15 protein-coding genes are annotated in these 17885 nt (G+C 52.7%); 3 read left to right on the plus strand and 12 right to left on the minus strand.

Annotated elements, in window-relative coordinates; translation table 11 throughout:
* Positions 1 to 2: 2 nt before the first annotated feature.
* The 4 genes from KO508_RS16325 to KO508_RS16340 form a co-directional block, all read right to left on the minus strand.
* Positions 3 to 806 carry a Na(+)-translocating NADH-quinone reductase subunit C gene (locus tag KO508_RS16325; RefSeq protein ID WP_216009346.1) on the minus strand — a complete coding sequence of 268 codons (804 nt, stop codon included), beginning with the start codon at positions 804 to 806 and terminating at the stop codon, positions 3 to 5.
* The gene (locus KO508_RS16330; RefSeq protein ID WP_200361520.1) at positions 799 to 2007 is read right to left on the minus strand and encodes an NADH:ubiquinone reductase (Na(+)-transporting) subunit B; all 1209 of its coding nucleotides are present in this window, start codon (positions 2005 to 2007) and stop codon (positions 799 to 801) included. Before KO508_RS16330 ends, KO508_RS16325 begins: the two co-directional genes overlap by 8 nt.
* Before the next feature lie 4 nt (positions 2008 to 2011).
* A complete protein-coding gene (locus KO508_RS16335) occupies positions 2012 to 3358 on the minus strand; it encodes a Na(+)-translocating NADH-quinone reductase subunit A (protein ID WP_216009347.1) in 1347 nt (448 codons plus the stop codon).
* A 263-nt stretch (positions 3359 to 3621) separates the two neighbouring features.
* On the minus strand, positions 3622 to 5115 hold the full coding sequence (locus KO508_RS16340) for a glyceraldehyde-3-phosphate dehydrogenase (protein WP_252738231.1): 1494 nt from the start codon (positions 5113 to 5115) through the stop codon (positions 3622 to 3624).
* A 161-nt stretch (positions 5116 to 5276) separates the two neighbouring features.
* Between KO508_RS16340 and mfd the strand changes: the two genes are divergently transcribed.
* Positions 5277 to 8807, plus strand: a complete 3531-nt coding sequence (gene mfd / locus KO508_RS16345) for a transcription-repair coupling factor (protein ID WP_216009349.1) — start codon at positions 5277 to 5279, stop codon at positions 8805 to 8807.
* Between the two features lie 44 nt (positions 8808 to 8851).
* Positions 8852 to 9610 carry a CsiV family protein gene (locus tag KO508_RS16350; RefSeq protein WP_216009350.1) on the plus strand — a complete coding sequence of 253 codons (759 nt, stop codon included), beginning with the start codon at positions 8852 to 8854 and terminating at the stop codon, positions 9608 to 9610.
* On the opposite strand, the gene KO508_RS16355 is transcribed toward KO508_RS16350, so the two are convergent.
* Genes KO508_RS16355 through KO508_RS16375 form a run of 5 tightly spaced genes read right to left on the minus strand, consistent with a single transcriptional unit; the run spans position 9585 to position 13861 of the window.
* Complete coding sequence (locus KO508_RS16355) at positions 9585 to 10367, minus strand: S-methyl-5'-thioinosine phosphorylase (protein WP_216009351.1); 783 nt, start codon at positions 10365 to 10367, stop codon at positions 9585 to 9587. The genes KO508_RS16350 and KO508_RS16355 overlap by 26 nt on opposite strands.
* Entirely contained in the window at positions 10367 to 11629 is a 1263-nt protein-coding gene (locus KO508_RS16360; protein WP_252738166.1) for a mechanosensitive ion channel family protein, read from the minus strand. Before KO508_RS16360 ends, KO508_RS16355 begins: the two co-directional genes overlap by 1 nt.
* Before the next feature lie 32 nt (positions 11630 to 11661).
* Positions 11662 to 12162 (minus strand): L,D-transpeptidase family protein, encoded by a 501-nt coding sequence (locus KO508_RS16365; protein ID WP_216009352.1) that lies wholly within the window; start codon positions 12160 to 12162, stop codon positions 11662 to 11664.
* Positions 12163 to 12217: 55 nt separating this feature from the next.
* Positions 12218 to 12895 (minus strand): TetR/AcrR family transcriptional regulator, encoded by a 678-nt coding sequence (locus KO508_RS16370; RefSeq protein ID WP_216009353.1) that lies wholly within the window; start codon positions 12893 to 12895, stop codon positions 12218 to 12220.
* A 60-nt stretch (positions 12896 to 12955) separates the two neighbouring features.
* Positions 12956 to 13861 (minus strand): hypothetical protein, encoded by a 906-nt coding sequence (locus KO508_RS16375; protein WP_216009354.1) that lies wholly within the window; start codon positions 13859 to 13861, stop codon positions 12956 to 12958.
* Between the two features lie 190 nt (positions 13862 to 14051).
* On the opposite strand from KO508_RS16375, the gene KO508_RS16380 reads away from it, so the two are divergent.
* On the plus strand, positions 14052 to 14672 hold the full coding sequence (locus KO508_RS16380) for a riboflavin synthase subunit alpha (protein ID WP_216009355.1): 621 nt from the start codon (positions 14052 to 14054) through the stop codon (positions 14670 to 14672).
* A gap of 16 nt (positions 14673 to 14688) precedes the next feature.
* On the opposite strand, the gene KO508_RS16385 is transcribed toward KO508_RS16380, so the two are convergent.
* The 3 genes from KO508_RS16385 to can all read right to left on the minus strand — a co-directional run bounded on the left by KO508_RS16385 (position 14689) and on the right by can (position 17795).
* Positions 14689 to 15828 carry a class I SAM-dependent methyltransferase gene (locus KO508_RS16385; RefSeq protein ID WP_216009356.1) on the minus strand — a complete coding sequence of 380 codons (1140 nt, stop codon included), beginning with the start codon at positions 15826 to 15828 and terminating at the stop codon, positions 14689 to 14691.
* A 194-nt stretch (positions 15829 to 16022) separates the two neighbouring features.
* Positions 16023 to 17084, minus strand: a complete 1062-nt coding sequence (locus KO508_RS16390; RefSeq protein ID WP_216009357.1) for a class I SAM-dependent methyltransferase — start codon at positions 17082 to 17084, stop codon at positions 16023 to 16025.
* A gap of 30 nt (positions 17085 to 17114) precedes the next feature.
* Positions 17115 to 17795, minus strand: coding sequence for a carbonate dehydratase (gene can, locus KO508_RS16395; RefSeq protein ID WP_216009358.1), 681 nt, complete (start codon positions 17793 to 17795; stop codon positions 17115 to 17117).
* Between the last annotated feature and the right edge of the window lie 90 nt (positions 17796 to 17885).

Genomic DNA, 17885 nt, shown 5'->3' on the forward strand with positions numbered 1-17885 from the left:
GATCAGGCCTCCCCTTCACGAAGTTTCTTGAGGAACGGTGCGTAACCCCGGTCACCCATCCAATAGTTGACCAACTGCTGAACGCCTCGACTGGTCAGTGTTGCACCGGAAAGCGCATCAACCTTGTGCTCTTTATCGGCTGCGTTAGCGTCAACACCACCTTTAATCAGGCGAATCTGCGGTTCGGTTTTATCCTCACCGTAAAGTTCTTTGCCAACCCACTGGGACTTCCAGCGCGGGTTATCCACTTCGCCGCCCAGCCCGGGTGTTTCAGCGTGGGCATAGAAGCCAAGACCTTCAATCGTATTCAGATCTCCTTCAAGCGACATGAAGCCGTAAAGGGTGGACCACAGTCCGTATCCATGAATAGGCAGTACTACGCGCTTCATTTCTCCGTTCTCGCTCAGGGTATAAACCTTGGCGATATTGGGGCGGCGTTTGATACCGGCCTTATCCTCAGACGATGGGATATTGGTGGACATCTTCGGATCTGAGGCAGCTTTGTACATATCGTATTTCATGGGATCGCTTACTTCCACGAAAGACGGCTCTACATAGTCGCCGGTATCTAAGTTCACCAAGCGCACATCAAACTGCGCAAAAATGCTTTCGATTTCCTCGGCACCCGCTCCGTTCGGCAGCATGCCCGCTGCCGCCAGAATATTGGTTTTGATGTCCAGATTCTGGTTCTTGATCTGGGCCGGGCGCAGCACTACCGCAGCGGTTGATACAACTACGGAAAACACGATACTCAGTACCAGAGCAACAAGCAGCGTTCTGGAGACGGTTTCTTTAGCCTTAGCCACGAGCGAGCCTCCGTTTAACGTTTGCCTGAACCACATAGTGATCCATGAGCGGAGCAAAAAGGTTAGCAAACAAAATCGCCAGCATAATGCCTTCCGGGAACGCCGGGTTAACAACCCGAATCAGGATGGTCATCACACCTACCAAAATGCCAAAGCACCAGCGACCCGTGTTGGTCATTGCCGCTGAAACCGGGTCCGTAGCCATGAACATCATGCCAAAAGCGAAGCCGCCCATCACCAAATGCCAGTGCGCGGGAACGGAAAACATCGGGTTGGTGTCAGAACCAACCAGATTCATCAGCAAGGCCGTACCGATCATGCCAATGAGCACACCACCCACAATTCGGTAACTGGCGATTCTCATACCGATCAGGATCAGACCGCCGATCAGCACAGCCAGAGTGGAGGTTTCGCCCATGGAACCCTGAACCGAGCCCATAAATGCGTTCATCCAACCAATGCTCTGTTCCAATGCTTCAAGCCCGCCGCTTGCGGCCATGCTCAGGGCAGTTGCGCCACTGAAGCCGTCAACGGCTGTCCAAACCGCATCGCCCGAGATCTGCGCCGGATAAGCAAAGTACAGGAATGCACGACCTGTCAGTGCCGGGTTCAGGAAGTTTTTACCTGTGCCGCCAAAGACTTCTTTACCAATAACCACGCCGAAGGTAATACCCAGAGCCACCTGCCACAAAGGAATGGTGGGCGGGCAAATCAGCGCGAATAGAATAGACGTTACAAAGAAGCCTTCGTTCACTTCGTGACGACGCACGGTTGCGAACAGAACTTCCCAGAAACCACCAACCACAAAGGTCACCGCGTAAACGGGAATAAAATAAGCCATCCCGTAAACGAAATTATCCCATACACCCGCACCGGCCCCTGTTATCGCCAGAGCTTGAATAAAGGCTGTGCGCAGACCTCCATCAGCAATCAGGGCATCCGGATTGGAGGCAAGAAAGCTGTTGGCCTGAAAGCCGATATTCCACATACCAAAAAACATTGCCGGGAAAGTGCACAGCCACACTGTGATCATGATGCGCTTAAGATCAACGCCATCACGCACATGGGAGGTTGTGGATGTTACCGAACTAGGTGTGTAGAAAATGGTATCGGCAGCTTCATAAAGCGCATACCAGCGCTCGTACTTGCCACCTTTTTCGAAATGATGCTCGATTCCATCGAGAAACTGTCTGATAGCCATCGTATTAGCCCTCGATCTCGATTCGGGTCAGGTTCTCGCGGAGAATCGGACCGTATTCATATTTACCCGGACACACGAAGGTGCACAGCGCCAGATCTTCTTCATCCAACTCCAAAGCGCCGAGTTTTTGAGCCATTTCGGTATCACCCACAATCAGCGCTCGTAGCAACTGGGTTGGCAGGATATCCAAAGGCATCACCTTCTCATAGGCGCCTACAGGCACCATGGCGCGTTCACTGCCATTGGTTGTCGTGGTGAAATCGAATTTCTTGCCAGCAAAAAGCTTGGACAGATAGATATTCAAAACAGAGAACTTATTAACACCGGGCGTCAGCCAACCCATGAAGTAGCGCTTATTGCCCTCTTCCAGAACCGAAACCTGATTAGCAAACCGGCCGAGGTAGGCACAGGGGCCTTCGCCACGGCGACCACCAAACACTGAACCGGAAATGGCGCGTATATCACAGTCTGTAGCGACTTCGCCATCAAGAAGCTCAGCGAGACTGGCACCCAAACGGGTACGAACCAAACGCGGCTTCAGGGCTTTTGGCCCACCAAGCGCAACAACTCGGCTAACGTTCAGTTCACCGGTGGTAAACAGAAGCCCAAAGTCGATAACGTCTTGATAGTTTATGGTCCAGACGCTCTTGCCAGCGGAAACCGGGTCAAGGTGATGAATATGGGTGCCAACATTTCCGGCAGGGTGAATGCCGTCAAACTGCTGAACGTCGATATTATCCGCCTTGGGTACCGACACATTAGAGCCGGGCCGGCCAGTAACAAACACCTTGCCTGATGTAAGCCTGCTTAGAATGGTCAAGCCGTTTTCAAAGGCTGCCGCATTTTCTGCGATCACCACGGTGGGATCTGCAGCCAGCGGATTGGTGTCCATAACGGAAACGAAAATAGAGTGCGGAGCGGTGTCGATTGCCGGCACCTTGCTGTATGGGCGCGTTTTTAGCGCTGTCCACAAACCAGACTCAACCAGATTGTCGACCACCTGCTGACGCTCAAGACCCGTAAGATCCGAAGCATTGTAGCGGGCAAAGGTTTCAGCTTCGTCACCATCAATCTCGATGACCACTGACTGGAATACCCGTCGCTCACCGCGATTGAGCTCTTTCACCACACCAGCGGCGGGTGACGTATAACGAACGCCTTCGGTCTTCTTGTCCGTGAACAGCAGCGTACCGCGCTTGACACGATCCCCTTCTTTAACAGCCATCGTCGGCTTCATGCCGACATAGTCAAAACCAATCAACGCCACGTGGCGAACTGGCTTGCCGTCTGTAATGGTCTGTTCAGGAGCGCCGCTGATGGGAAGATCCAGGCCTTTTTTGATCTTAATCATTAGCCTCATCCAATCATCAGAAACTTTTCTATGGATTGATATTGCCCGACCCCGGCGGCCCAGAACATCTTGAGAAACAGGGAGCCAGACATACCCAAAATCGCGCCAATTATAGAGTTTAAGGTGAGCTATTTCCACCTGAAACGAGAACTGGTTTGTACCTGAACGTAATCCTGACGAGCTCAGCCCTTGCTTACAAAAAACCCGGTGACTTTCGACACCGGGCTTGTAGAACGATCCATACTAATTCTGGTTCACGAACCTCAATCGCGCGAACGCTTCGGGAAGATGGGGTAATCAATACCGGCCATCTGGTTCACCACCCGAATTACCTGAGCACTATAACCAAACTCGTTATCGTACCAAACGTATAGAATCAAACGCTTACCAGCCGCAATGGTAGCCTGCGCGTCAACAACACCGGCATGACGGGAGCCAACAAAATCAGTGGAAACCACCTCGGGAGAGTTCACAAAATCGATCTGTTTTTGCAATTCCGAGTGCAAAGCCATCTCGCGCAGATAATCATTAACGCTTTCTACATCCACCTCTTTCTTCAAATTGAGGTTTAAAATAGCCATAGAGACGTTGGGGGTGGGAACACGAATAGCGTTCCCGGTGAGCTTACCTTTCAACTCCGGCAGAGCTTTCGATACTGCTTTTGCCGCACCTGTCTCGGTAATTACCATGTTCAGCGCCGCACTCCGACCACGGCGACTGCCTTTATGGTAGTTATCGATAAGGTTTTGGTCGTTGGTGTAGGAGTGCACAGTCTCAACGTGACCGTCTTCAATACCATACTCGTCGTAAATCGCTTTCAGCACAGGGGTAATGGCGTTGGTGGTACAGGAGGCTGCCGACAGAATCTTGTCTTCGTCCGTAATCCAGTCGTTATTGATACCGTAAACAATATTCTTGATATCACCTTTGCCCGGCGCCGTCAGCATAACACGGCTAACACCTTTGGACTTCAGGTGCAATCCAAGCCCCTCTTCATCGCGCCACTTACCCGTATTATCGATAACAATAGCGTTATTGATTCCATACTGGGTGTAATCCACCTGATCCGGACCGTTTGAATAGATCACCTTGATAAAATTACCATTGGCAATCAACGCAGACTGCTCCTCGTCAACGCGAATAGTCCCGTCAAAGGGGCCGTGCACGGAATCACGACGCAAGAGGCTGGCACGTTTTTCCAGATCGTTTTCAGCGCCGCCCTGACGAACCACAATGGCTCTCAAGCGGAGGTTGTTACCACCACCGGCTTTTTCTATGAGAATGCGGGCCAGCAAACGACCAATGCGGCCAAAGCCATAAAGCACCACATCTTTGGTGTCGTTATTGGCGTCTTCTTCTGACTGTGCAGGATACTGACCAACCACCGGCCCGATTTCATTTTTTAGAAATTCAGTTAGGTCACCGCCTTCCTGCTTGAATTTTACCGCCAGCTTGCCAATATCGACGTGCGCGCGCCCAAGCTCCATCTGGTCCATGGCTTGCAACAGCGGCAACGTATCGTGCACAGACAGTTCACCACCTTCTACCTGACGCACGTAACGGTGCGCCCGAATGATATCGATAACCGACTGGTTGATAATGGCGCGACCGTAAACGGAGGTAACGATGTTATTTTTACGGTAAAGACGGCCGATTAGCGGAATCATAGCCTCCGCAGTAGATTCTCTGTCCATCCAGTTGGACAGGCACTGGTTCATCTGATCGTGGCTCACGGTAGGGACCCCTGTTTCGCACATGGAATAATTAAGGTTGGGCATTATCCAACTTAAACCCGCTAACGGCAAATACGAACTGGCACGGACATCGTAGAATAGCCGCCATGACACCGAGATCACCCGGCGTTAGAATAGCCGCCTCACCGGTTCCCCAACCCCACAGCAGGAGAACACGACTGCCCATGAATCAAGGTGCCCCGACTTCCACTTCGCCGCAGACACTGATTGCGCCACTGTTCCCGCAAAAACCGGCCGATCATCGCACCTGGGGGCAATTGCACGGCAGCAGTGGCGCTCTGGCCATTTGCGAAAGTGCACGGGCACACAAAGGCCTTACGCTAGTGATTACCCGCAGCACAGCAGAAGCGATTCGTCTGGAGCAATCCATGCGCTTCTTTCTCGGCCTGCCTCCGGAAGAAGGTGGGGCAACTGTCACAGAGAACGGTTTAGAGCTGTTATCACTGCCAGATTGGGAAACCCTGCCCTACGATCTGTTTTCCCCACATCAGGACATTACCTCACGGCGCATCCGCACCTTACACCGCCTGCCGAGTATCCAGCACGGCGTTATTGTAGTGCCAGCCCGAACCCTGATGCACCGACTGCCTCCGGTGAACTATTTACAAGGCAATACCTTGCTACTGGAAACCGGTCAGTCTCTTGATATGGATCGCTGGCGTTTGCAACTCTCTACTGCAGGTTACCGACACGCCGAGAATGTATACGAGCATGGCGAATACGCCGTTCGTGGCTCTATTCTCGATATATACCCCATGGGCTCAAACCTGCCCTATCGAATTGACTTGTTTGATAACGAAGTTGAAACGCTTCGCACCTTCGACCCCGAAACCCAGCGTTCCATTGATCGAATTGAACGGATAGAGCTTCTTCCCGCCTATGAATTCCCGTGGCATAAGGAAGCTCGCTCAGCCTTTCGCGGACGCTGGTTTGAGCAGTTTCCAAACGCAGATAAAAATGCACCCATCTATCAGGACGTTAGCAACGGCATTACTCCACCGGGCATAGAGTATTACCTGCCTCTATTTTTTGATCACACCGCCACGCTGTTCGATTATTTACCCGACACAACCCATGTGTTCACGGCGGCTGGGCTGAACGAAGCCATCACGCACTTTGACACCGAAACCCGCAACCGCTTCGAAGACCGCCGCCACGACCGGCATCGACCAATCCTTCCGCCCGCAAGCCTTTTCCTCCAGCAGGACGAGTTGTTTGGCCACCTCAAGCGCTTCCCCCGGGTGACCACAACACCCGACACAGCCGAGGGTAGCGGTACCATAAATTGCCCCAGTGAAGCCCTTCCGGATATAGCCATGAACGCGCGGGCTGCCGATCCTGCTGGCCGGTTGAAAAGCTTCATCAATGACTTCTCCGGGCGTGTGCTTATTTGTGCAGAGTCGTCCGGTCGGCGTGAAGCGTTGGTTGAAAATCTAGGAGAGCATCAACTCAAGTTGCAAGGCTTTGAAAGCTGGCACGGCTTTCTAGCCGATAAAACAACTACTCTGGGCATCACCATCGCACCGATGGAACAAGGCCTTGTGATGCCTGAGCACAATGTCGCCCTGATCACCGAAACAGCGTTATTTGGCGAGCGGGTTTTGCAACGCCGCCGCCGGGACAAACCGACAGAAATTAATGATGATGGCTACCGCGATCTATCCGAGTTGCGCACTGGCTCTCCTGTTGTGCATATCGATCACGGCGTTGGCCGCTATTTGGGTTTGGAAACCATTACCGTTGAAGGGGAAGCCAGTGAGTTTTTGATGCTCGAATACGCAGGCGGCTCAAAACTTTATGTGCCCGTATCTAGCCTGCACCTTATCTCACGCTATGCAGGCTCTGATACCGAGCACGCCCCGTTGCACAAGCTAGGCACCGAACGCTGGAGCACCGCCAAACAAAAAGCACTGGAAAAAATCCGCGATACAGCCGCCGAGCTTCTGGACGTATACGCCCGCCGCGAGGCGCGTAAAGGGTTTGCCTTTGAAGACCCCAAAGAAGCTTACCGCGCGTTTGCAGCAGGATTTCCCTTTGAGGAGACGCCGGATCAGCAAGTAGCCATAGAAGCTGTTTTTGAGGATATGACCAACGAAAAGCCAATGGATAGGCTGGTATGCGGCGATGTCGGTTTTGGAAAAACCGAAGTGGCTATGCGCGCTGCCTTCATGGCGACCTGGTCGGGAAAACAAGTCGCCGTGCTGGTGCCAACCACTCTGCTGGCGCAGCAGCATTATGAATCCTTTCGAGATCGCTTCTCGGACACGCCAGTAAATATCGAGTTACTGAGCCGTTTCCGCAGTTCAACTCAAACCAGCAAAGCCATTGAAGCCATTGAGAGCGGAAAAGCCGACATTGTGATTGGCACCCACAAACTGCTGCAAGGCGATATTCAATTTAAGAACCTTGGCTTGGTTATTATTGATGAGGAACACCGGTTCGGTGTGGGGCAGAAAGAAAAGCTCAAAGCCTTGCGGGCTGAGGTGGATATGCTCAACCTCACGGCAACGCCTATCCCGCGAACCCTCAATATGGCCATGGGCCACCTTCGGGACTTATCCATCATTGCCACGCCTCCAGCCAGAAGGCTTTCGGTGAAAACCTTTGTGCGCCAGCGGGACGATGCGCTGGTGAAAGAAGCCATATTGCGTGAGGTTCTGCGAGGCGGTCAGGTGTATGTTTTGCATAACGATGTGGCCAGCATCGAGAAAACGGCGGAGGATCTTCGCCAATTGGTTCCGGAAGCCCGAGTAGGTGTGGCCCATGGCCAAATGCGGGAGCGGCAGCTTGAAGATATCATGTCGGATTTCTACCACAAGCGCTTCAATGTGTTGGTATGCACCACCATCATCGAGACCGGTATAGACATCCCCAGTGCTAACACCATTATTATCGAGCGCGCGGACAAATTTGGCCTAGCGCAGCTGCATCAACTCCGCGGCCGAGTAGGCCGCTCACACCATCAGGCGTACGCTTACCTGCTGACACCTCCGCCAAAAGCTATAACGGCGGATGCCAAAAAGCGGCTGGAAGCTATTTCAGAGGCTCAGGACCTCGGCGCCGGCTTTATGCTGGCAACCCACGATCTTGAGATTCGCGGCGCTGGCGAGTTGCTGGGCGATGAGCAAAGCGGACAGATCGAGAGCATAGGCTTCACGCTATACATGCAACTGTTAGATGAAGCGGTAAAAGCCATTCGAGAGGGCCGCACGCCCAATGCCGAATTGCCCTTAAGCCATGGTACCGAGATGAATCTGCGCATACCGGCGCTGATTCCGGAAGACTATTTGCCCGATGTTCACAACCGGCTAATGTTGTACAAACGCATTGCCAGCGTCAGCGACCGCGAAGGATTAAAAGAACTTCAGGTTGAAATGATTGATCGCTTCGGATTATTACCAGAGCCAGCTAAAAACCTAGTCCGGCAAACAGAGCTTCGTCTGCAGGCAGAAGCTCTAGGCATAGTAAAAGTCGACGCTGGCAAAGAGTGGGGTCGCCTTGAATTTGGCAATTCCACGCCGGTGGATCCGCTTGTGCTGGTTAAGAAAATGCAATCCGCACCCGACACCTATCGTCTGGAAGGTGCCAACAGCTTCCGTTTTCGGCTGAAGGACACCTCAACCAGTGGTAAACTCGACGGCATTTCCGCGATGCTGGGCGAACTTTTACCCGCGCAGAGCGCGGCCACTGCCTGATTATCGCCTGAAATATAAGGGCTTGAAAAAACTGGAGCACTCTCTTGCAGACTGATGGTAAACGCCTATCCCGGCTACTGGCACACACACTACTGACAGCCCTTCTGGCGGCCACCCCGTTAGTGAGCTATGCCCAGCAAACGCCTGACAACTTTTACCGCGCCGAGTTCGTGATTCTAGAGCGTATTACTGACCCCGACGCCGTGAACGAGCGCATGGTTACGCGCAAAGTAGAAGCGCCCGTAGATACAAGCGAGACCCTGTACCAAATTACCCGCGATGGCACCACAAACTCCTCCTTGAAACTTGAAGGTCGCAATCAGCTCCATCTTGGATACGCAGCAAACCGGCTAGAAAACAGCGGCAACTACCGAGTGCTTATGGCCGCAGGCTGGTATCAAGCTTTCCCGCCGGATTACAAAGGCCAACCACTGCGTGTTGAAATAGGGGATTGGCTAGCTCAAGCAGGCCAGAGGGAAGTTGAAGGGCATATCACCGTCGATAGGCAGCGCTATCTGCATGTTGCGGTTCACTTGAATCACTGGCAGGAAGGAAAAATTGCGCTTTCCCCTGTTGTCGCCAGCGGCGAACCCGCCAGCTTAACGCCCCCGGTAGCTGAATCAGGTACAGCAGGCACGGCTGATACCGCAGGTGCAGCACCAACTTTAAAGCCTGAAATACCACTGGAGCTACTCACCTGGATCCGTGAAACCCGCCGGATGCGGAGCGAGGAAATTCACTTCCTCGACTCTCCCACCATCGGCGTTCTCGTGTTCTTCAAGAAGATTGCGGCAAAACCCTAAGCGCTCCTAGCCCGGCCATCGAAACCTCAAGAATACGTCTTACACCAGACATACCTTGATCGATGGCCGCTTCTATTTCTTCCATGGTGATAACGTGGTCTGACTTACCTGCTGCCCAGTTCACCACCAGCCCCAAGCATACATACCGCATACCCAACTCCGCAGCCAGAGCCGCCTCGGGCATGCCCGTCATACCGACCAGATCACACCCGTCTCTCTCCATGCGCCGTATTTCAGCTGCCGTTTCAAGCCTTGGCCCTTGAGTTGCGCCATAAACGCCAAACCCGGAAAAGGGTACATCATGGGCCGTTGCTGCTTGCATCAACACATCCCGGGCGGCCTGATCGTATGGCCAAGTGAAGTCTATGTGGGTCACTCGCTCCAGAGCCCCTTCGAAGAAGGTGCTTGCCCTCCCCCAGGTATAATCAATAATCTGATCGGGCACCACCACACGTGCTGGGCCCATCTCTGGATGTATACCGCCCACCGCATTCACGCCAACGACCGTGCGCACACCTACATCATAGAGCGCTTGTATATTGGCCCGGTAATTCACTTCATGAGGTGGAATCCTGTGCGGATTGCCATGTCTGGAAAGGAACACAACCGACTGCCCATCAAGGTGGCCTTCGACCAACTCGGAGGAAGGCTCCCCCCAGAGAGTCTCCAGTGCTCGGGTTCCCGCGATTTTCAAGCCGGAAAGGGTTGTCAGGCCCGTGCCGCCAATAATGCCTATAGCACCGCTTAGATCAGACATTAATCGCCATCTCCTGCGTCCAGCGACTGCTCGCCTTCATCACCTGGCTGAGTGTCATGGCGACGACTGCGGTCTCGCTTACTAACACTTCCCTTATTTTGGGACGCACGAGGTCTACTCTGGGAGCCTCGGGCCTCATCATGCTCCTCGTCATCATCTTCAGCGCGGTTCTCGTCGCCAAAATGTATGGTTTGTGTCGGGAATGCCACTTCACCACCATGTCCCACGATAACGTCGCTGATTTTTAGGAGCACATCCTGTTTCACTTCATGATACCTAACCCACTTAGTGGTTTTGGTAAAAGCGTAAACCATGATATCCAGTGACGAATGATTAAACGCCAAAAAGTTAACAATTAGGGTTTGATCGCCATCGATGTCGTCATGCTCTTCGAGCATCGAGCGTATGTCTGCAACAATAGACTGCATTTGCGAAACATCTGCGTACCGGATGCCAATGGTCTCGTAGATGCGCCGATTCGTCATTCGCGAAGGGTTTTCTACCGCGATGGTTGTAAAGGTCGCGTTTGGCACATAGAGAGGGCGCTTATCAAATGTCCGAATCGTTGTAAGCCGCCATCCGATTTGCTCCACTGTGCCCTCAATGTTGCGGTCCGGTGAACGAATCCAATCGCCGACCTTGAACGGCCGGTCCAGATGAATAATAAAACCACCGAAAAAGTTCGCCAGTAGGTCCTTGGCGGCAAAGCCCACGGCAATACCACCTACACCACCAAAGGCAAGCACACCAGAGAGGCTATAGCCCAATGATTGCAAGCTGATCAGCACGGCTGTAATGATCACAACCGCCCTTAAAAGCTTACTGATCGCATTTACAGTGGTGTAATCCATGGGCTTTTTCATTTTTACCGGAGAAACAAGAATGCCCTCCACTTCTTTGACCATTCTGAGCAAGGTCCAAACGAAGATAAAAATGAAGCCGACTTTCAGCAATGTTCCATTAGCTTTGAAAATATCTGCAGACGAATAGTGATGAGCCACCTCAGCTGCCCAATAAATCCCTTGCAACCACACAAAAGCAACAGCTGGAGCCCGGGTGGCATGCAGCAGAGCGTCGTCCCAGAGATTGGTGGTTTCCGCAAACTTGCGCTCTAGCGCACCGATGAGATGGCTGGTAATGTAGGCAACCATCGCCGTGCCGAGCACCAAGGCGAATACCACGATACTTACGCGCCATGCCTCGGACATCACACCGAAGTTCTCGATCCAGCCATTAAGCGTGGACATCATTTCTCCGATCATCGGAATCCTCTAGTCAATCTTATTAATTGATTTCAACGAATAGTAACCGGCATACCCGCGCAGACACAGTCGAATACTTCAATAACATCCGAATTGCGCATACGAATACAACCATGGGAAAGCGCAAGCCCCATGGGTTCGGTATCCGGAGTACCGTGTATATAGATAAAACGGCGAAAGGTATCGACGCCAGAACCACGATTTTTGCCGGATTCCAGCCCACAAAGCCATAGAATACGGCTCAAGATCCAGTCTCGGTTAGGGTGATTGGTCGCCAGATCGGGAGAGTATACTTCGCCAGTAGGACGACGAGCTCGGAAAACCGTATTAGCTGGCAGCCCGGCGCCAATCATCGCACGTATGTAATGCCGGCCCCTGGGAGTACAGCCACTGCCGTCGCGCTCACCGGCGCCATTGAGACCCGTGGAAATGGCATAGCGCTCAATGACTCGACCCTTTTCGTCAAGCAGCGCAAGGCTCTGGTCATCCAGACTTACATCAATCGAACAAACTGTGCGGTTGTGATGGCTCACAAAGCTTATGGCTCCCTCGCGGATTCAGAGGGAAGCCTAACCGAGAGGGTGTCGCTCAGGCAACCGGGATATGGATGTCAGCGGGCGAAGCCAACAAGGTATCCTGAGCTTGCATCCCTGCCGCAAGGAAGGGCACCAAACGTGCCGCGATTTCCTGAACCGTGGTATCCACGCCCAACTTGTTACGCAGAATGTCTTGCAAGGCATCACTGCTGGACATGGTGAAAGCCGTAGCTCCCAACATAAACTGAATGCGCCAGTAACGGTCAACGGCAGAAAGCTGGGGCGTTGCTTCTTTCAATAGGCGCATAAAGCGTCCGAAAGGCTCACTGTATTCCTGCTCCAAAAATTTGCGCAAATGCCCCTGCGACTGGGTGTACGCAAGGCCAAGCAACCGCATGAAGATTGAAATACCTTTTTCGTTGCGCTGTGGCATGCGCACCGCACTTTCCGTGAGCGCCCAAAGGGTTTGGTTCAGCGTAGGAGGGCTGCCATCGCAGCGAGCTTCAAGCTCATCAAATGCGCTTTCAAGGGTGGCTGAGAAAGGCGTGAGAAAGCGGCCAAAAACGGCATGGATCAGTGCATTTTTAGAGCCAAAGTGGTAATTCACAGCAGCAAGGTTTACTTTAGCCTTGCTGGTAATCATGCGCAGAGAAGTCTCTGAAAAACCACGCTCAGCGAACAGTTCTTCTGCCGCGTCAAGAATTCGGTCAACAGTATCTGACTGGGCCATTTTATTTTCAGTGCCTCTAACAAACGTCTGTTTGAAACATACGTTTGAAGCGCATTTATGTCAAGTTCTCTCCTCCGGCTCTGCCGCAACCGTTTGCCAACCTTGGTCAATAGCCTCCTGATTACCTTCGAAGAACGCTGCTTGCACCTTGCTATAGGCTTTTTCCGCTTCAAGCAAATAAATCAGATAAAGCCTTATATGCTCCCGGCGGGACAACGCCCCAGGCAGGGATTTCTGCTCCGACAAGCGCAAAAGGCTGCCGAACCGTGTACTTTTCAATGCAGGGTTGAAATCGGCCATGCGGGCGCATTGCCAGATCAACCCTTCTTTGCCCTCAAGATGTTCTGCGTGTTTTCTGGCATCACGCATTAAGCGCTGGCGTTTGAGCAGCAAATCCAGATAGGAAGGCGCAGAAGTATAAACACGGCGAACCACCGGCACACCTAATAGCAGAATAATCACAAAGGCACCAAAACCACCGCCAGCAATCCAGGCAGGCACAAAGCCTGTTAAACCACTGAGAAAAACGACAGCCGCTACAAGTGCGCTAAAAATCCACAAATCCCGGCTCCTGCGAGCCGCCGCAACACTGAAGTTATCCGGCCAGTCATTCATGGCTAGTAGCTCGAAGTCCATCAACAATACCCGGTCGCACTGACGCAACATCAACCTTAACTTGCGCTGGCGGGATTCCGCTTGTAAAGACTCCGAGTGCTCGTACTCCTCCGCGCTTTCGTCTGATGCTTGTTCTGGCCCTCCGTTGCTATCCGGTGCATTTTCACCAGTACCGCCATCGCTATCTGTCGAGGATGCCGCTGGAGGTGCTGCTAAAGGAGCTTGTGGATCATTGTCGCTTGGTGCTTTTATAGCTTCCAAAGGCACAGGGTCGGCCGCGCGCCCGGGTCTTAAAACCGCCCCTTGAGCCGTTCCTGCTAATGCCTGTGCGGCACTCTGATTCTGAGCCATGAAAATTCATCCAAATCGGGAGAGAGCCTCTGATACGCAGGGACCCTGTGTAACAAGGGTATCGACAGCACTATCCAAATCTTGAGCCCGGTTTTCCCTGCATCGCCCAGCGTTCATGCTTGGCAACGGCAACCGCGCTCGTTATCCTTCCCTTCCGATGCCGCACTCCGCTCTCTAATGAGGTCTGCTTATGTTCACAGGTATTGTTCAGGGTATTGCTGTTGTAGAAGAGGTTACGGCAGCTACCGGGCTATGTACCTTCGCGATTCGCTTGCCTGATGACAGCGCCGAGGGCGTTAGTATTGGTGCATCCGTGGCGATCAATGGCACCTGCCTGACAGTTACCAAACAAACGGGCAATACGCTGCTTTTTGATGCCATGCAGGAAACACTTCGCCTCACAACACTGGGTGATTTGGAGCCGGGACACGCTGTTAACTTTGAGAGGGCTGCAAGAATTGGCGATGAAATTGGCGGCCATCTTCTCTCGGGGCACATTCACACCACCGCAAAGGTGGTTGAGATATTGCGCCCCGAGAACAATGTAACTATCTGGTTTGACGTTCCAGGTGAATGGGCTCGATATATCTTTCCGAAAGGCTATATTGCCATTAACGGCGCCAGCTTAACCATTGGCGAGGTAGAGGGCAGTCGGTTCAACGTTCACTTGATTCCTGAAACCTTGCGCGCCACAACCTTTGGAAAAATAGCTGAAGGCATGAAGGTCAACATTGAAATCGACAGCCAAACACAAACCATTGTGGACACCTTGGCGCGCTTGGGTTACGACCGCCCCACCACAGCACTATAAGCTGGGCTAGCATTTGCTAGTGCCCAGCTTCAAAAACAACAAATTTCGGATTGGCATCCAACTGGCGGACCTGCGGGAAAAAGCGCTGCAGACTTTTGTGGTAACCCAAATGCCGATTCCCCACCATGATCAGGCGGCCGGTATTCGATAAATTCTGAGCTGCCTGTTTAAACAGACGCAAAGCGATATGATCTCCCACCACGCCACCTTCGTGGAACGGTGGGTTTAGCAGAATACGCTCGAACGGACCCTCACCGTCGGCAATACCATCCGAATGCAGAAAAGCTGGCCGGGCTTCCGGGAAGGCAACGCCGGTATTGTGCCGGGCGCTTAAAACAGCCTGGCTGGACACGTCGCTGAAGGTCATTTCGATATCAGGCCGCTGCGCCAAAGCTCGCAGGCCGAGAACGCCGTTACCACAGGCGAGATCCAATACACGCACCCCGGGGTGGCAAGATTCAAGCGCAGGCTTGAGATGAGGCAGCATCAGCCGCGTACCAATATCCAGCTTCTCCCGGGCGAACACCGCAGGCATAGCTTCAACACGCATACCCTCGGCCCCCAACTCATAGCCCTTCCAGACCCCCGGCCATACGTCCAACCTTGCCTCACCGCGGCCACAGGTTATCAAACGCGCTTTCTTTACTGCCCTGCTTACTGCCTGAACGGTCACCGCTTCGGCAAACACATCCACGCTGCGATCTGGCAAATGTTTGATCATGCCCGCAGCCATTAGCGTTCCATTGGGTTTGAGTGCGCCATTGGCCCAGCGCAGCAGCCATGCTAAATAGTCGGTTTCGCGGGGCATTTTCAGCACGATCAGATCGTAAGTGCCAACCGGAGGATAAAGCCAGCTAAAGACCTGGTCTGGTATCGCATAATCGGGGTTTAAGGCCGCATTTTGAGCGAGCGCAGCACTAAGCTGGGCACTGTCAGCCATTACCTCAGGAGCAAAAGCGGACAACCCCAGCGTCAACGCGCCATACTGATCATCAACCACCAAAACACGCGAGCCGGGCGCTTTAGTTAAATACTCGAAGGCTTCCTGTAGCAGCAATTCATCGGCAGCACTCCAAGCGCGAAGACTCGGATCCTTGGTGCCGGGTCGAGTCAGGGTCAGGCTACCACCGGGATATTCCAGCACTGCGGTTGTCATATCAGGCATCCAGAGAAACATGCGTTAAAAAGATGCCATTTTAGGCTGATTACTCTAGAAAATAACCCTATTGTTCGTCCTGTTCACTATAAAGACGACCTCTCGGAAGAGGGTTTTCTTTAAATCCTTTTGCGGTTAGCTCCGTTTTTTCCGGATGCCAACCTTTTGCCCCTCTACCCCAGGGGCTTTTTTCGTTATTGGCCCCGAAAAGCTCGATAAACAGTGAAGCGCCCATCTTCGTGCAGGCGTTCAACCCGCCCGATATGGCGTTCGATCAAGGCCTCGTATGGTAGAAAACTGTTAGCCACCAACCGTAACTCTCCCCCCGGAAGCAAGTGCCGTTTCACATCCAGCAAGAACTGCTCGGTCATTGAAGTATCGGTTTTTATACCGCTGTGAAAAGGTGGGTTGCTGATAACAGCGGACCAATAGCCCTTGATTCCCGAGAGACCATCCGAAGCGAAAATGGAGCCTGCGGCCTTGTTACCGCGATAGGTTTCTCGTGCGCAAATAACCGCCTGAGATTGAACGTCTACACCATCAACACCAACAGCCGGCAGTCCCTGGGCAGCCCGCCTCGCTTGTACCCATGCACCAATCACACCCGCACCACAGGCGAAATCGAGTATTCGGTCAGCTTTAACCGGGAACTCTTCCAAGGTCTCCAGCAACACCTGGGTGCCCTTATCCAAATCGTTCTGGCTAAAAATGCCGGGTAAACCGGCAACCTCAAGGGATATCCCTGCACACTCAACCTTACTCCAGCCCAGCCAATCCTGAATCCGGAACCCGGAGGCTGGCTCAATCGCGTCTGCACACCAAACCTGACAATGGCGTGCGCTATCCGCTTTTGATGCCTGTGGCGCAATTGCTTTCAATTGCTTGATGGCCCCTGCGATACCTTCTTTTTTTTCACCGATCAGAAGCAAACGTGCATTTGGTTTTGCCAGAGAACGGGCCAACGCAAGCCGCATTTCCAGTTCCGCGCGGGCTTTAGGTAAAAAAACAACCAGATTGTCGTAGCGGTTTTCGGTGAGTGCGGGGGCATCATAACCAAAGCAGGCTTGCCAGCTCTCATGACGCTCCAACGCACGAAAAACCCCTGCGTGTTCGCTCATGGCAAGGCCGCTGTCAGGAAGTTCGGACAGCAGATGTGCCGATGTCACACCTAATAGAGCCAGCGAGCCCGATAATAGATGCTGGTTTTTAAGCAGCACCTGATGGGAATTAGGTAGGCCGGAGCCAGATATACTCATGGATTGGATGATGCCGTTTTGCAGTGAAGTCTAAGCTTTTTTCTGACGGCCAGAGCGTACAGGACGCACTATCAGCTCATCAATGCTGTTCTGTTTTACTTGCTCCCAGCTTTCGGCGCTGGATGCAGATAAGCCCATGTCTCGGAGTATGCCGTCGGCCAAGTCGTATACAAAGCCGTGTACATTCAGCCGCTGGCCACGCTTCCAGGCTTCTTGGACAATGTTGTTCTGACACACATGCCCAACCTGCTCAATCACATTCAACTCACACAATCGATCAGCTTGGTCATGTTCGTTGTCACAGTTGCTCAGAACGGACTGATGGCGATCTCGAACATCCTGCACATGCCTCAGCCAGTTCCCAATAAGACCAAAACCCTCGTTGCGCAACGCCGTTCTAATGCCTCCGCAGCCATAATGGCCGACTACAAGCACATGCTTAACCTTCAGCACTTCTATGGCGAACTGCAAAACGGAAAGACAGTTGAAGTCAGTATGTACCACAACATTAGCTACGTTCCGGTGCACGAAAAGCTCGCCCGGAGGCATATCAACAATCTGGTTAGCGGGCACTCGGCTATCGGCGCAGCCAATCCAAAGATATTCCGGCGCCTGCTGGTTCGACAGGCGTTGAAAAAACTGCGGGTCGTCGGCCTTAATGCCTTCAGCCCAAGCTCGGTTTTTCTCAAGAACGTGGTCAAGTTGCCCCATTCACAGACTCCATTTAGTGATTCCCGATCGCAATTGAACGGGAATCACGACCTCAGCGCAATACTCAGTTTGTCTGAATCAAGACAAATG

Origin of the sequence: Marinobacter salexigens (assembly GCF_018860765.1) — a bacterium.
GTDB classification, from domain to species: Bacteria; Pseudomonadota; Gammaproteobacteria; order Pseudomonadales; family Oleiphilaceae; genus Marinobacter; species Marinobacter salexigens_A.

Excerpts from the sequence above, each read along its gene's own strand:
- KO508_RS16330 (WP_200361520.1), bottom strand. The coding sequence starts at position 2,007 with ATGGCTATCAGACAGTTTCTCGATGGAATCGAGCATCATTTCGAAAAA.
- KO508_RS16335 (WP_216009347.1), bottom strand. The coding sequence starts at position 3,358 with ATGATTAAGATCAAAAAAGGCCTGGATCTTCCCATCAGCGGCGCTCCT.
- KO508_RS16340 (WP_252738231.1), bottom strand. The coding sequence starts at position 5,115 with ATGTGCGAAACAGGGGTCCCTACCGTGAGCCACGATCAGATGAACCAG.
- mfd (WP_216009349.1), top strand. The coding sequence starts at position 5,277 with ATGAATCAAGGTGCCCCGACTTCCACTTCGCCGCAGACACTGATTGCG.
- KO508_RS16355 (WP_216009351.1), bottom strand. The coding sequence starts at position 10,367 with ATGTCTGATCTAAGCGGTGCTATAGGCATTATTGGCGGCACGGGCCTG.
- KO508_RS16360 (WP_252738166.1), bottom strand. The coding sequence starts at position 11,629 with ATGATCGGAGAAATGATGTCCACGCTTAATGGCTGGATCGAGAACTTC.
- KO508_RS16370 (WP_216009353.1), bottom strand. The coding sequence starts at position 12,895 with ATGGCCCAGTCAGATACTGTTGACCGAATTCTTGACGCGGCAGAAGAA.
- KO508_RS16375 (WP_216009354.1), bottom strand. The coding sequence starts at position 13,861 with ATGGCTCAGAATCAGAGTGCCGCACAGGCATTAGCAGGAACGGCTCAA.
- KO508_RS16380 (WP_216009355.1), top strand. The coding sequence starts at position 14,052 with ATGTTCACAGGTATTGTTCAGGGTATTGCTGTTGTAGAAGAGGTTACG.
- KO508_RS16385 (WP_216009356.1), bottom strand. The coding sequence starts at position 15,828 with ATGACAACCGCAGTGCTGGAATATCCCGGTGGTAGCCTGACCCTGACT.
- KO508_RS16390 (WP_216009357.1), bottom strand. The coding sequence starts at position 17,084 with ATGAGTATATCTGGCTCCGGCCTACCTAATTCCCATCAGGTGCTGCTT.
- can (WP_216009358.1), bottom strand. The coding sequence starts at position 17,795 with ATGGGGCAACTTGACCACGTTCTTGAGAAAAACCGAGCTTGGGCTGAA.